The sequence below is a fragment of the Burkholderia sp. MSMB1072 genome, from assembly GCF_001524725.1.
Lineage (GTDB): Bacteria > Pseudomonadota > Gammaproteobacteria > Burkholderiales > Burkholderiaceae > Burkholderia.
The window spans coordinates 18428-32689 of sequence record NZ_LOYC01000056.1 but is presented as its reverse complement, the minus strand read 5'-3'; the positions used below and the strand labels follow the sequence as shown (position 1 = coordinate 32689).

The 14262-nt window shown below is 69.5% G+C and carries 14 protein-coding genes; 5 read left to right on the top strand and 9 right to left on the bottom strand.

Annotated elements, in window-relative coordinates; genetic code table 11:
* Positions 1 to 59: 59 nt before the first annotated feature.
* The 7 genes from WS89_RS24995 to WS89_RS24965 all read right to left on the bottom strand — a co-directional run bounded on the left by WS89_RS24995 (position 60) and on the right by WS89_RS24965 (position 4782).
* Positions 60 to 671: a hypothetical protein gene (locus WS89_RS24995; protein WP_059794153.1), complete on the bottom strand. Its 612-nt coding sequence runs from the start codon at positions 669 to 671 to the stop codon at positions 60 to 62.
* A gap of 59 nt (positions 672 to 730) precedes the next feature.
* Positions 731 to 1345 carry a DUF4142 domain-containing protein gene (locus tag WS89_RS24990; protein ID WP_059794151.1) on the bottom strand — a complete coding sequence of 205 codons (615 nt, stop codon included), beginning with the start codon at positions 1343 to 1345 and terminating at the stop codon, positions 731 to 733.
* Between the two features lie 34 nt (positions 1346 to 1379).
* Entirely contained in the window at positions 1380 to 2237 is an 858-nt protein-coding gene (locus WS89_RS24985) for an SDR family oxidoreductase (protein WP_059502862.1), read from the bottom strand.
* Between the two features lie 127 nt (positions 2238 to 2364).
* A complete protein-coding gene (locus WS89_RS24980) occupies positions 2365 to 2931 on the bottom strand; it encodes a hypothetical protein (RefSeq protein WP_059502864.1) in 567 nt (188 codons plus the stop codon).
* A gap of 61 nt (positions 2932 to 2992) precedes the next feature.
* A complete protein-coding gene (locus WS89_RS24975; RefSeq protein ID WP_059502866.1) occupies positions 2993 to 3292 on the bottom strand; it encodes a DUF2795 domain-containing protein in 300 nt (99 codons plus the stop codon).
* A gap of 29 nt (positions 3293 to 3321) precedes the next feature.
* A complete protein-coding gene (locus WS89_RS24970; RefSeq protein WP_059502867.1) occupies positions 3322 to 4350 on the bottom strand; it encodes an SDR family oxidoreductase in 1029 nt (342 codons plus the stop codon).
* 27 nt (positions 4351 to 4377) lie between these two features.
* Complete coding sequence (locus WS89_RS24965) at positions 4378 to 4782, bottom strand: BON domain-containing protein (RefSeq protein ID WP_059502869.1); 405 nt, start codon at positions 4780 to 4782, stop codon at positions 4378 to 4380.
* 244 nt (positions 4783 to 5026) lie between these two features.
* Here WS89_RS24965 and WS89_RS24960 point away from each other — a divergent pair, with 244 nt between their 5' ends.
* Positions 5027 to 6346 (top strand): glycosyltransferase family 4 protein, encoded by a 1320-nt coding sequence (locus WS89_RS24960; RefSeq protein ID WP_059794580.1) that lies wholly within the window; start codon positions 5027 to 5029, stop codon positions 6344 to 6346.
* Entirely contained in the window at positions 6346 to 7392 is a 1047-nt protein-coding gene (locus WS89_RS24955) for a UDP-glucuronic acid decarboxylase family protein (protein WP_059502871.1), read from the top strand. The genes WS89_RS24960 and WS89_RS24955 overlap by 1 nt, the downstream gene beginning before the upstream one ends.
* Before the next feature lie 22 nt (positions 7393 to 7414).
* Here WS89_RS24955 and WS89_RS24950 read toward each other — a convergent pair whose 3' ends face one another.
* Entirely contained in the window at positions 7415 to 9721 is a 2307-nt protein-coding gene (locus WS89_RS24950) for a hybrid sensor histidine kinase/response regulator (protein WP_059794149.1), read from the bottom strand.
* 119 nt (positions 9722 to 9840) lie between these two features.
* Here WS89_RS24950 and WS89_RS24945 point away from each other — a divergent pair, with 119 nt between their 5' ends.
* Together WS89_RS24945 and WS89_RS24940 are read left to right on the top strand one after the other, a co-directional pair.
* Positions 9841 to 10536 (top strand): PIG-L family deacetylase, encoded by a 696-nt coding sequence (locus WS89_RS24945; protein WP_059794577.1) that lies wholly within the window; start codon positions 9841 to 9843, stop codon positions 10534 to 10536.
* Positions 10515 to 11438, top strand: a complete 924-nt coding sequence (locus tag WS89_RS24940; RefSeq protein WP_059794147.1) for a glycosyltransferase family 2 protein — start codon at positions 10515 to 10517, stop codon at positions 11436 to 11438. Before WS89_RS24945 ends, WS89_RS24940 begins: the two co-directional genes overlap by 22 nt.
* 29 nt (positions 11439 to 11467) lie before the next feature.
* On the opposite strand, the gene WS89_RS24935 is transcribed toward WS89_RS24940, so the two are convergent.
* On the bottom strand, positions 11468 to 12835 hold the full coding sequence (locus WS89_RS24935) for a sigma-54-dependent transcriptional regulator (protein WP_059502877.1): 1368 nt from the start codon (positions 12833 to 12835) through the stop codon (positions 11468 to 11470).
* Positions 12836 to 13179: 344 nt separating this feature from the next.
* Here WS89_RS24935 and WS89_RS24930 point away from each other — a divergent pair, with 344 nt between their 5' ends.
* Positions 13180 to 14217, top strand: coding sequence for a sigma-54 interaction domain-containing protein (locus WS89_RS24930; protein ID WP_059794143.1), 1038 nt, complete (start codon positions 13180 to 13182; stop codon positions 14215 to 14217).
* Positions 14218 to 14262: the final 45 nt, after the last annotated feature.

The following is a 14262-nucleotide window of genomic DNA, read 5'->3' as shown; positions in this document are numbered from 1 at the left end:
CAAACCTTCATGGCCTGCGGGCGGGCGCCGCGCCGAGCGCGACACCGCCCGCCCGGTCGTTACATCATCTTGCCGCGCGAGCGCTCGGCACGTGCCGCATCGGCGGCGGATTCCACCTTCCTCACTTCCTCCGGCGGCGGCAGCACCGCCTTGAAGCCCATCGACTCGATCCACATCTCGCGCGCCCAGCCACGCGTGTGATACAGATGATGATCCTCGTCGGCCTCCACCTCGTCGTGCGCGGCCTTCAGCGCCTTCGCGGCGTCACTGTCGGGCAACTGGTCGGCCGCGTAGCCGATCAGCTCCCAGTTCAGGTGATCCTTGGTTTCGGCCAGCACCACGCACTCGGCTGCCACCACCTGCGCGACGGCCGGGTCGGCCTGCTTCTTCGCCTGCTGGATCACCTGCACCAGCGACTTGCCGGTGGCGGCCACCGCGGCGCGCCCCGGCGATTGCGCATCGGGATCGAGGCCGAGCGTTTCGAATACCTTGCGCAGCACCTCCTGGTGATGCAGCGTCTCGCGGTGGTACTTCTCCCATTCCTTGTGCAGATCCTCGTCGGTCGCGCACTGCAGCGCGGCCTCGTAGATCTGCGCACCGCCAAGCTCGGTCTCGTATGCCTGGCAGAGCAGTTCGAGGATGCCTTCGTGCTTCGATTGCCGTTGGGCCATGACTGCTTCTCCGAAAAAGCGGGCCGCACGTGCGGCCCGAGGGTGGAACCGGGCGCGCGTTATTGCGAGCCCACCTTGCGTGCAACCGTCTCTGCCATGCTCAGGTGATGCCTGAGCGTCGGCAGCGTGGACTTGGCGAACGCGCGCAGTTGCGCGTCCTTGCCGTCGCGCGCTTCGTCTTCGAACAACGCGACTGCCTTCTTGTGTGCATCGGGGCCGGCCGCCGCCAGATACGCGGTGTCGAAGTCGTGCCCGCTCTTGCCGCGCAGCGCCTCCACGTCGGGATCCGAGATCGGGTCGACCTGCGGCTTCATGCCCTTGCGCGAGGCGATTTCCTCGAGCTTCGCATTCGCCTTGCCGTGATCCGCGACCATCCGTTTCGCGAACGCGCGCACGTCCGCCGACTGCGCCTGCTTCAGCGCGAGCTGGCTTGCCTGCACTTCCGCCTTGCCGGCCATCGCGGCCTTGTCGACGAACTCCGCGTCGGTGCCCTTCGGCGCTTTCGCGATGCCGGGATCGCCCGCGGCGCCCGCGCCCGACGACGGATTGATCACGCCGCCCGGCACATGCGAATTCGACGCGGGCGGCTCGCTCGGCATCTGCGCGCGGGCGAGGCCCGACACGGCGAGCACGCCGGCGGCGAGCGCGGCGATCGTCCAGTTGGGTTGTCTCATCTGCTTTCTCCTTGTAGTTGCGTGAGGGCGGCCGTCAGCCGCCGACGATCGAGCCGCCATTCGGATGCAGCGTCTGCCCGGTCATGTAGCTCGCGCCGTCCGACGCGAGCAGCACGTAGCAGTCGATCAGTTCGTCCGGCTGCCCCGGTCGCTTGAGCGGCACGTTCGAGCCGAATTTCGCGACCTGTTCGGGCGTGAACGTCGACGGAATCAGCGGCGTCCAGATCGGCCCCGGCGCGACCGCGTTCACGCGGATGTCGCGTTCGGCCAGCTCGATCGACAACGACCGCGTGAACGCGACGATCGCGCCCTTGGTCGCCGAGTAGTCGGGGAGTTTCGGGCTGCCGTGATAGGCGGTGACCGACGCCGTGTTGACGATGCGTCCGCCCGGCTTCAAGTGCGGCAGCGCAGCCTGCGTGCAGAAGAACATCCCGTACACGTTCGTGCGGAACGTGCGTTCGAGCTGTTCCTCGGACACGTCCTCGATGCCCGGCTGCGGATGCTGCTCGCCCGCGTTGTTCACGAGCACGTCGAGGCGGCCGAGCCGCTCGACCGTGCGCGCCACCGCGTCGCGCGCCTGCCGGCGATCGCCGACGTCGCATGCGATCGCCTCGCAGCGCCGGCCGGCCTGCTCGATCAGTTGCTTCGTATGCGCGGCGTCGTCGGATTCCTTCAGGTAGACGATCGCGACGTCCGCGCCTTCCTTCGCGAAGCCGATCGCCACGGCGCGGCCGATCCCGCTGTCGCCGCCCGTCACCAGCGCGACCTTGCCGGCGAGCTTGCCGCTGCCGACGTAGTCGGCCGCTTCGTCGCGCGGCTTCGGATGCATGTCGCGCTCGGTGCCCGGCCGATGCGCCTGTTTCTGCGGCGGCGGGGTCTGTGCGTGGGTCATGGGTTCCTCCTTGAACGAATGCCGACGATGCCGCGCAAGCGGCGTGCCGCGCGCGCCGCACGCCGGCCTGCACGCGTCGACCGTGTTTCGACGGTGGGCGTTGCAAGCGTCTGGAAAAAGGGCATCTTCAGCGCGGGCCGCCGGACGCGGCTTCATCGGGCCGGCGCACCGGATCGAAATCGCGCCATTCGCCGTCCTGCCAGTCGCCTTCGACACGCTCGATCGACTTCGCGCCGGTCGCGCGCAGCACGTCTTCCGCGGCCGTCGCGGTATCGGGCGTCACGCGCGCGGCGAGGATCACGCCGGTCTGGCTCTGCGCGAGCGTGCCCTTGCCTTCGGCCTGCTCGCCGCGCATCCGCCCGAGCGCGCCGCCGAATGCGCCGAGATACGCGCCGGCCAGCGCGCCCGCAGCCGGCACGAACCAGTAGCGCAAGCCGAGCGCATACACGATCAATCCGACGACGACGCCGATCAGCAAGCCGCGAATCGCGCCGACCATCGCGCCGCGGCCGCCCGGCTTCGCCGCCGTATCGGCATACACGTCCCCGCCGATCGGGAAGCGCGCGTGCTGGCCGCCGGGGTTCAGGAAGAAGATCGACACGTCGTCGGGCCCGAACGCGCGCTCGTAAAGGTGACGCGCCCCACCTTCCGCTTCATCGAACGTCGTGAAACGGCCTGCGACGATCATCGCCATGGTCGTGCTCCTCGTGATGGGTGCGCCGCGCGCTCGCGCACGCGGCGCGACGGGGCGACGCCTACATCAGCCGCCCGAGTTCCTTCGATACCGACGCCGGCGTGTCGTACTCGCGCTCGGGAATCTTGCGCAGCATGTCGAGCACCTCGCGGTCGGCATGCGAGCGCTCCGCGCACTGCACGACGTCCGACTTGCTGGCCGGGTAGTCCATTCCCTTCAGCGCCTTCTGCACGTCGACCGGGCTCGGCGGTTTGCCGTGCCCCGTCTGGTGCCCGCCCTTGTCGTGGTCCTGCTGCGTGCGCTCGCCTTCGTGCGCACGCGAGTGGCTGTATTCGTGGCCCGTATGTTGTCGGGATGTCATGAAAGCCTCCTTGGAAAATCTCAACGAAATCACGCGGACGACCGGCGTGCCCGCGCGAACGCGGCAAACGCCAGCGCCGCCGCGCCCAGCGCGACCGCGCCGGCAACCTTCGGCCGCTGCACCACCGTGTTGTACGCACAGCTGCGCAGCACCGGCCCTTCCATGCCCTCGCGCTCGTGCAGCGCGTGGCGCGAGTCGTACAGCGCGTTGTCGTCGCGCGGCCGCGCGGGGCGCACCGTGCGCTGGCCGCGCGAGAACAGCGTGGCCGCGACGCGATCGAACAGGCGCGGCGCGTGGTACGCGCTCGCCGACGTGAACTTCGCGGCGCCGCCGACGAACAGCGTGCGGCGCGGGTGCGCGGCCGCGAACAGGATCGCGTTGGCCACCAGGTCGGGGTCGTAGATCGGCGGCGGCAGCTTCGCCTCGACGTTCATGTAGTTCTTCGCGTGCATCACGAACATCGTGTCGATCGCGGCCGGCTTGATCAGCGTGACGGACACCGGCAGGTGATCCGCTTCCATCTCGAGCCGCAGCGAATCGGTGAAGCCTTTCACCGCGTGCTTCGACGCGACGTATGCGCTTTGCAGCGGCACGGGCGCGTCGGACGCCTCGCTGCCCATGTTGATGATCGCGCCGCCGTGGAAATCGCTCTTGCGCCGGAAATGGTCGGCCGCGACGAGCGAGCCGTGTACGACGCCCCAGTAGTTGGTGTCGAACAGCCGGCGCTGATCCTCGAGCGGCACCGCGGCCGCCGTGCCGAAGATCGACACGCCCGCATTGTTGACCCAGGTGTCGAAGCCGCCGTACGTGTCGGCCGCCGCCGCGGCCGCGCGCTGCAGATCCTCGATATTGCCGACGTCGCCGGCCACCGGCACCGCAAGGCCGCCGTGCTGGCGGATTTCCTCGCACAGCGTGTTCAGCGCTTCCTCGTTGCGCGCGAACAGCACGAGCTTCGCGCCGCGCCGTGCCGCCTTGCGCGCGGTGACGAGACCGATGCCGCTGGTCGCGCCGGTGATCACGATCGTCTGTTCGCCGACCGGTTTGAGCATGCAGTTCATCGCTGGACTCCTGTGACGGCCGCGCGGTTATTTGGGCCGGATGGTCAACTGGTCGCGCACGGTCTGCACGCCGTCCACCTGCTTCACGACGCTGACGGCCTGCGTGCGCTGCTGCTCGTCGGGCACGCTGCCGGTGAGCGTCACGGTGCCGTGCCGCGTCTTCACGTGGATGTCGCCGGCCGACAGGCCGCTCGTGCCGACGAGCTCGGCCTTCGCCTTGGTCGTGATCGTCGCGTCGCGGATCTTCGTGCCGGTGCTCGAATGCGACGACGACGTCGACGACGATGCGGCGCCGTCGTCGCCGGCGGCGACCGCGTTCGGCGCGACGACCATGCACGCGGTGGCCGCGGCGATCGCGACCGCCATGCCGGTGCGCACCGCCCGCTGGCGGCGGATGTGCGGGGAGCGGGCTTGCAGCTGGAATACCTTCATCGTGACCTCCTTTTCATCGGGCCGGGCGGGCCGGCGGGTGAGCAGAGGTCGCGCAAATCGCGTGCCGCGACGCGTGCGCCGCTTGCCCGCGGGAAACCGCGATCAGACGCCCTTTCATCCAACGCGTTGTAATTTTTTCGGCACACCGGGAAGCGGTTTTCCCCGCAATCCGGCGGGCATGCCGATTGCCGAGCGACCGATGACGGCGGCCCATGAGCGCGGCCCCGATATCGGGAGCAATACCATGCAAAGAATCGCGTTGATCAGTGAACATGCATCGCCGCTGGGCGTGATCGGCGGCGTCGATGCCGGCGGTCAGAACATCTATGTCGCGAACGTCGCGAAGCAGCTCGCGGAGCGCGGCCTCGACGTCGACGTCTACACGCGCTGCGACAACCCGCATTTGCCGGAAGTCGTGCCGATCGGCCCGCACATGCGCGTGATTCACGTGCCGGCCGGGCCGCCAACCGACGTGCCCAAGGAGCGGCTGTTGCCGTACATGGGCGCATTCGCGAAATACATGATCGCGCGCATGCGGCGCGAGCCCGACCCGGTCGACGTGATGCACGCGAACTTCTTCATGTCGGGCGACGCGGCGCTGCGCGTGAAAAAAGCGCTCGGCATCCCGCTCGTCACGACGTTCCATGCGCTCGGCCGCGTGCGGCGGCTGCACCAGGGCACGGCCGACGGCTTCCCCGATGCGCGCTTCGCGATCGAGGACACGCTCGCCCGCCGCTCGGACCGCCTGATCGCCGAATGTCCTCAGGATGCGCTCGATCTGACGACGCACTATCGCGCCGACACCGCGCGCATCGAGATCGTGCCGTGCGGCTTCGACGAGCGCGAATTCCGGCCGGTGCCGCGCGTCGATGCGCGCGCGCGGCTGGGCTGGCCGCAGGACGCGTTCGTCGTGCTGCAACTGGGCCGTCTGGTGCCGCGCAAGGGCATCGATACCGTGATCGACGCGCTCGCGCGCATGCCGCGCGATCCGCAGCGGCCGACGCACCTGTACGTCGTCGGCGGCAGCCAGGCGACGCCCGACCCCGCACGCGACCCGGAACTCGCGCGGCTCGCCGCGTTCGCGCACGAACTCGGGATCGCGAACCGCGTGACCTTCGTCGGCCGGCGCGATCGCGACGCGCTGCACCTGTACTACAGTGCGGCCGACGTGTTCGTGACGACGCCGTGGTACGAGCCGTTCGGCATCACGCCGGTCGAGGCGATGGCGTGCGCGGCGGCGGTGATCGGCAGCGACGTCGGCGGCATCCGCACGACGGTCGACGACGGTACCACCGGCTATCTCGTGCCGCCGCGCGACCCGGCCGCGCTGGCCGCGCGCCTCGTGCAACTGCGCGCGAAGCCCGAGCTGTGCGCGGCGCTCGGCCGCGCCGGCTACCTGCGCGCGCATCGCTTCTACACCTGGCAAGGCGTAGCCGACCGGCTCGTCGACATCTATCGCGACGTCGCCCACGCGCAGCGCGCCGGCACGTCGGCCGGCACCGGCCGGCGCACGCCCGTCGGCACCACGACGGCCATGCTCGCACACCGCAAGGAGAATACGTAATGAAGGGCTACGATCGAAAACGCGTCCTCGTCACCGGCGGCGCCGGCTTCCTGGGTTCGCATCTGTGCGAGCGGCTCGTGACGGCCGGCCACGACGTGCTGTGCGTCGACAATTTCTACACGGGCACGAAGGACAACATCGCGCACCTGCTCGATGCGCCGAACTTCGAACTGATGCGCCACGACGTGACGTTTCCGCTCTACGTCGAAGTCGACGAGATCTACAACCTCGCGTGCCCGGCGTCGCCCGTTCACTACCAGCGCGACCCCGTGCAGACGACGAAGACCAGCGTGCACGGCGCGATCAACCTGCTCGGCCTCGCGAAACGCGTGAAGGCGCGCATCCTGCAGGCATCGACGAGCGAGGTGTACGGCGACCCCGACGTCCATCCGCAGGACGAGCACTATTGCGGCCGCGTCAATCCGACCGGCATCCGCGCGTGCTACGACGAAGGCAAGCGCTGCGCGGAAACGCTGTTCGCGGACTATCACCGCCAGTACGGCGTCGACGTGCGCATCGCGCGGATCTTCAATACGTACGGCCCGCGCATGCACCCGGCCGACGGGCGCGTGGTGTCGAACTTCGTCACGCAGGCGCTCGCGGAACAGCCGCTGACCGTCTACGGCGACGGCAAGCAGACGCGCTCGTTCTGCTACGTGGACGACATGGTCGATGCGTTGATCCGGCTGATGGACGAACCGGGCGATGCGAGCGAGCCGGTCAATCTCGGCAGCGACGTCGAGATCGCGATGATCGACGTCGCGCGGGAAGTCGTGCGGATCGTCGGCGCGACGGTGCCGATCGAATTCCGGCCGCTGCCGTCCGACGATCCGCGCCAGCGGCGGCCGAATCTGGCCGCCGCGCAGAAGCGGCTCGGCTGGCGCGCGACGACGACGCTCGCGAACGGGCTCGCGCACACCGCGCGATACTTCATTCAACGCCAGGTCACGCATCACACGCCCGGCGACCTCGTGCGCAGCACGCGCATCGCGTCGCATCTGCTGGCCCAGGTCCACACGCAGAACCGGCCGGCGCCGACCACCTGACGCGGCCGGTGCGCGACGCGCGTCAGCCGTCGCGCTTCGTCACGTGCGCGATCTTGTGCGCCAGTTCGCGCACGTCGACCGGCTTGCACAGGTAGCCGTCGAAGCCGGCCTCCAGCGCGCGGCGTTCGTCGGCGAGGCCCGCGTGCGCGGTGACGGCCAGCACGCGCACGTCGGGCGGGCCGCCGTCGCCGTTCGTCGTGCCGCGCCGCAACGCGTCCAGCAGCCAGAAGCCGTCGCCGTTGGGCATCGCGAGATCGGACAGCACGACCGTCGGCCGCATGTCGGCCGCCATCGCGAGCGCCTCGCGCCCCGACGACGCGATCGCGACGGCCGCGCCGAATGTGGTCAGCGCGGCCGTGAGGCTCGCACGCGTGGTCGGATCGTCGTCGACGATCAGGATGCGTTGCGTATCGAGCACGAGCGCGTCGCGACGGCTGCCCGCCTGCGCGATCCCCCACGCCATCGCGCCGGCCGGCTGCCACCCGGCCGGCAGCGTCACAGTGAACGTCGTGCCGCGATCGCGGCCCGCGCTCGCGACGGTCACCCGGCCGCCATGCAACTGTGCGATGTGCCGCACGATCGACAGGCCGAGACCGAGCCCCCGCCGCGGCGATGCGGGCGAATCGTCCGCACGGCGGAACATGTCGAACACGTACGGGACGAACTCCGGCGCGACACCCTGCCCCGTATCGGCGACGGTCAGCACCGCATGCGCGTCGTCGCGCGCGAGCCCGACCGTCACGCTGCCGCCGGCCGGCGTGAATTTCAGCGCATTCGAAATGAGGTTCGACAGCATCTGCCGCAACCGCTCGGCGTCGCCCGACACGATGCACGCGGACGCGTCGCAGTCGAATTCGAGCATGATGCCGGCCGACGATGCAGCGGTCTGGAACGTGCCGACCTGGTCGGAGAACAGCCGGACGATGTCGACCGGCGTCGTGTCGAGCCGCAGCTTGCCGGTCGCGAGCGACGACGCATCGAGGATGTCGCCGACCATCCGCGTGAGCGAACGCGCGCTGCGGTCGATCGCGTCGATCGCCTGATGCTGCAGCGCGTGGTCGCCGGTATTGCGCAGCACCTCGATCCACCCGTAGATCACGTTCAGCGGCGTGCGCAATTCGTGCGATACCGTGGCCAGCAACTCGTCCTTCAGCCGGTTCGACGTGTCGGCCTGCTCGCGCGCATGGCGCGCGCCCTGCAACGAGCGCTGCGCCCGCAGCTCGTGGCGGCGCTGCGCGCCGGTTTCTCGCAGCGTCAGCGACAGCGCGACGCAGGCCCGCGCGTCGCCCTGCACCGGACACGCCGATACCGTCGCCCGAAAACGCCGGCCGTCGCGCCGCACGCACAGCAGTTCGAGCGGCCCGACCGGCTCGCGCATCGTGTCGAACGATTTGGCGAGCGGATGGAGCCGCAACCAGCGCGGCGCGATCAGCGTGTCGAACCGGCGGCCGCGCGCATCGGCCTCGTCGTATCCGAAGATTCGCTGCGCGGTCGGGTTCCAGCTCGCGATGTGGCCGCTGGCGTCGATCCCGACGATCGCGTCCGGCGATGCATCGACGACCGCACGCTGCAGCCGCGATGCGTCGACGCGCGCGCGGTCCGCGCCGGCATCGCGCAGCATCAGCACCGCGCCGCCGAGATTGCCGTCCGCATCGCCAAGCGGCGACGCGACCGCGACGATCGGCACCGGATCGCCGTTGCCGGTCTGCAGCCAGTGCCGGTCGGACGTCGCCTCGGCGCCGCCGAGCGCACGATCGAGCGGCGTGGTCGGCACGCGGCGGCCTTCGTGGTCGACGATCCGCAGCACGTCGCGCACCGGCCGCCCCATTGCGTCGTCCGGCCGGCAGCCGACGAGTTCGGCCGCGGCCGCGTTGAGATAGGTGACCCGGCCCATCGTATCGGCCGCGATCACGCCGTGCGGCAGCGCGCCCAGCACGGCTTCGAGCTGCCGGCGTGCAGCCGCCTCGCGTCGGCTTGCGCGAGCGTTCGTCACGCGCGTGTGATGCAGCATCGACGCGATCGCGCACACCAGCGCGCCGATCAGCATGAACGTGCCGAGCTGCACGAGCCGCTCGGGCAGCGGCGCCGTATAGGCGGCCGGATCGGACAGGAACAGCGTCCACACGAGCAGCCCGCTGACCACGGTCGACACGATGCCGAACAGGAACGATGTCGCCCACGCGGCGCCGGCGAGCAGCGGGTAATACAGCACGAACGGCAAATTCACGCCGCCGAACCGGATCGCGAGCGTCTGCAGCACGGTCGCGATCGCGACCAGCATCACGGCCGTTGCGTAATTTCCGGCCTGCGGCCGTGCAATTTCGGTCATTGAACACGCTCCTGCGGGAACAGTCGGCAGCGGGCGCCGTGCGCGCCGCCGGCGGGCACGGCGCATGCTGGCCGATCGGCACCGGCGGCCCGGCCGCTCACGATGGAGATCCTCACGCCATGCCCGACCCGACACGCTGGCTCGTCGTCTCGCCGCATCTCGACGATGCCGTCTTCAGTTGCGGGCAACTGCTCGCGCAGGCGCCCGGCTCGATCGTCGTCACCGTATTCGCGGGGATCCCGCCGCGCGGCATGCCCGCGCCGCCGTGGGATCGACGCGCAGGGTTTCACGACGCCGACGAAGCGGTGCGCGCGCGCCGCGACGAAGACCGCCGCGCGCTCGCGCGGCTCGACGCACGCCCCGTGTGGCTCGACTTCCTCGACGACCAGTACGGCATCCCGGCCACGTCGACCGCGATCGCGGCACACGTGGCCGCGACGATCGACGCGCACCCGGGCTTCGGCGTGCTCGCGCCGGCCGGCCTGTTCCACCGCGATCACCTGCAAGTGCAGGAGGCCATGCTGTCGCTGCTGCGCGAAGACGATCCGTCGCGCATCTGGCGCTTCTACGAGGACGTGCCGTATCGCCGCATCGACGGACTGATGGCGAGGCGCGTGATCGGCTGGCGCGAGCGCGGCTGGATCGCGCATCCGGTCGCGCCGCCGGCCGGCGGCGACACGAAAGGCGCCACCGCGAAAGCCGCCGCCGTCGATGCATATGCAAGCCAGGTAACGCTGTTCGAACCTCATATGCGCGCCGCTCTCCACGAACCCGAAATGACCTGGCGGCTCGAATGCGACGTCACGTCCGCGTAACGCCCGCGCGCGTCGCGCTGCCGCCGGGCGAGCCGCGCATGACCGCCATCGTGCTGACCTGCCGGCGCGCCGCCGAACTCGCGCGCACGCTCGAACATCTTTCCGCGCTGCCCGACCGGCCGGCGATCGTCGTCGTCGACAACGCGGCGGACGCCGAGACGGCCGCGCTGATCCGCGAGCGCTTCGCGCACGTCGCGCTCGTGCATGCGCCGGGCAACCTCGGCGCGGCCGGCCGCAATCTCGGCGTCGCCGTGGCGCGCACGCGCCATGTCGCGTTCTGCGACGACGACACGTGGTGGGCGCCCGGTTCGATCGCCGAAGCCGCGAACCTGCTCGACGCGTATCCGCACGTCGCGGCCGTCACCGCGCGCGTGCTCGTCGGCCCCGACCGGCGCGAGGACCCGACCTGCCGGCTGATGGCCGACAGCCCGCTGGACGCGCCCGTCGCGCTGCCGGGCCGCCCGATCCTCGGGCTGCTGGCCGGTGCGACCGCGTTCCGGCGCGACGCGTTCGTGCGCGCGGGCGGCTACCATCCGCGCTACTTTCTCGGCGGCGAGGAAGCGCTGCTCGCGCTCGATCTGTCTCGCGCCGGCCACTGGCTCGTGTATGCGCCCCACCTGACGGTCCATCACTACCCGTCGGCGCAGCGCGACCGGCCCACGCGCGCGCGCACCGCCGCCCGCAACGCGGTATGGACGGCGTGGCTCAGATGGCCGGCCGCGGCCGCGTGGCTGCACACGGTGCGCATGCTGCCGCTGCTGCGCCGCGAACGGGCGATCGTGCGCACGTTCGCTGGCCTGCCGTGGATCCTGCGCGAACGCCGCGCCATTCCGCCGCACGTCGAACGCATGCGCCGCCGGCTCGAGCGCGACACGCACCGCGGAGCCGAAACGGGACGATGAGCGGGAACATGAGCGCGATCGGGGCCACATCAGGAATCCGGTTTTTCCGTTTCGTCTTCCAGTTGCGCGAGCCGGTTGTAGATCGTCTTCAGGCTGACGTCGAGCACCTCGGCCGCCTGCGCCTTCACGCCGCCGCACTGCGCGATCGTGCCGAGGATCAGCTTGCGGTCGACCTCCTCGAGCGGCGTGCCGAACGGCACCGTCACGCGATCTTCATGCGAATCGACCATGCTGGACAGCTCGTCCATGATCGGCGGAGGCAGCGTCTCGATCACGTCGGCATCGGTGAAGATGCTCGCGCGCTGCACGAAGTTGCGCAACTCGCGCACGTTGCCGGGCCATTCGTAGCTCTTCAGCGCTTCGCGGGCAGCGGGCGCGAAGCGCAGGTTGCGGCCGCTTTCCTCGTTGTAGCGCTGCAGGAACGCGTCGGCGAGCATCGGGATGTCGTCGCCGCGTTCGCGCAGCGACGGCAGCGGAATCGGGAACACGTTGATCCGGTGGAACAGGTCCGGCCGCAGCTTGCCTTCCGCCATCGCCGCCTCCGGGTCGCGGTTCGTCGCGGCGACGATGCGCACGTCGACGTCGATCTCGCGCGTCGAGCCGAGCCGCGTGACGCGCCCGGTCTCCAGCACGCGCAGCAGCTTGACCTGCGATTCGACCGGCATCTCGGTGATTTCGTCGAGAAACAGCGTGCCGCCGTCCGCACGTTCGAAAAAGCCCTTGTGCTGGCGTTCCGCGCCGGTGAAGCTGCCGCGATCGTGGCCGAACATCTCGCTCTCGACGAGATTCGCGGCGATCGCGCCGCAGTTCACCGCGAGGAACGGGCCGCGGCGGCGCAGGCTGAGGTCGTGCACGGTCTGCGCGGCGAGCTCCTTGCCGGTGCCCGATTCGCCGGTGAGCAGCACCGACGCTTCGGTGCGCGCGACGCGGCCGATCGCATCGTAGACGGCCTGCATCGCCGGCGAGCTGCCGAGCATGCGGCCGAACCGGCCGAGCCGCTGCAACTCCGAGCGCAGCTCCGCGATTTCCTCGTGCAGCGCGGTCGTGCGCGGCACGCGCGCGAAGATGCTGTTCAGCCGCTGCATGTTGAGCGGCTTCACCAGATAGTCGGTCGCGCCGCGCCGCAACGCGTCGATCGCGGTTTCGAGGCTCGCGTGGCCGGTGGTCAACACCATTTCGCAATGCCCGCGCTTGGGCAATGCATCGAACAGATCCATCCCGTTGCCGTCGGGCAGCACGAGGTCGCACAGCACGAGATCGGGGGTATGCGTCGAGACGAGCGTGCGCGCTTCTTCAAGCGTCGCGGCCGTATCGCACGAAAGCTGCTGCGTGCGTGCGAGCGTGGCCAGCATCGTTCGCGTATCGGCGTCGTCTTCGACGATCAGGACGTAAGGCATCGAGGCTCCTTTTGATGCGGCCCGGCGCATAGGTGGGCCGGCACCGCGACACGTGCAGCGTCATGCACGTCAGCGGGCACACGACGCATCTTCAACGCTGCACACGATCGGGCAGACAGGCGGTCCTGCACTGAAAACGAGTGCTTAGCAGTATAGAAGAACGGTGTCGTGCATTCGCCGTTCATCGAATAAATCTATCTGCGGGCGCCAGCCGCATTGCCAGATTCAATGTCGACGAATCGGTATAAAAGGTATCCTGCATACGTGAAAGACGACGTGTGCCACGTCGTTTTTTACCTGATCACGACACCTTCGGTCAAAACTTCCCAACTCGGTCATACTCCATGTCGAAATCCGACGATGACGGCACGCGACTGTTCGGGCGTTCGCGAACAATTCAGGATTTGCTGCTGAAAGTGTCGCGCGTCGCCGCCACCCGCGTGAGTGTGCTGGTGGTCGGCGAAAGCGGGGCGGGCAAGGATATCGTCGCCCGGCTCATTCACGACATGAGCCCGCGCCGGCGCGGGCCGTTCGTGCCCGTCAACTGCGGCGCGATTCCGAAGGACATCGCGGAGTCGCACTTGTTCGGTCACGAAAAAGGCAGCTTCACGGGCGCCGTCGCGCAACATGTGGGCATGTTCGAGGCCGCGCGCGGCGGCACGCTGTTTCTCGACGAGATCGCCGAGATGCCCGCCGAGTTGCAGGTCAAGCTGCTGCGCACGCTCGAAACCAACATGATCGTGCGCGTGGGCGGCCACGAGCCGATTCCGCTCGACGTGCGGATCGTCGCGGCCACCCACCACGATCCGGTCGAGGCACTGCGCAGCGGCCGGCTGCGCGAAGACCTGTTCTACCGGATCGCGCCGGTCGCGCTGCACGTGCCCGCGCTCAGGCAGCGCGAGGACGACGTCGGCGACATCGCGCTGCAGATCGTCGAACGGCTGAACGCGCGGCACCGCACGAGGAAGCGCCTGTCGACGCAGGCGATGAAGGCGCTGCGCGCGTACACGTGGCCCGGCAACGTGCGCGAACTGCGCAACGCGCTGGAGCGCGCGTTCATCCTCGCCGACGAGCAGATCGAACTGCAGTTGCCGCGCCGCCAGCCGCCGCGCGAGGAAGTACGCCACAACGCGATGACGCTGCATATCGGCACGACGCTCGCGCATACGCAGCAGCGCTTCATCGTCGCGTCGCTGCGTCATTTCAACGGCGACAAGCCGCGCACCGCGAAGGCGCTCGGCATCAGCCTGAAAACGCTGTACAACCGCCTCGCGTTGCTGCCCGAAAGCGAACGCAATGCGGCCAGCGGCAGCGCGCCGGCGGCGCCGGGCGCCGCAAACGGCGGCAGCCCGCCCACTTCGCCGCCCGCGACGACGCAATGAAGACGGCGGGTGACGCCGCCTTCGTCACGTCGCCTTGGCCACGTC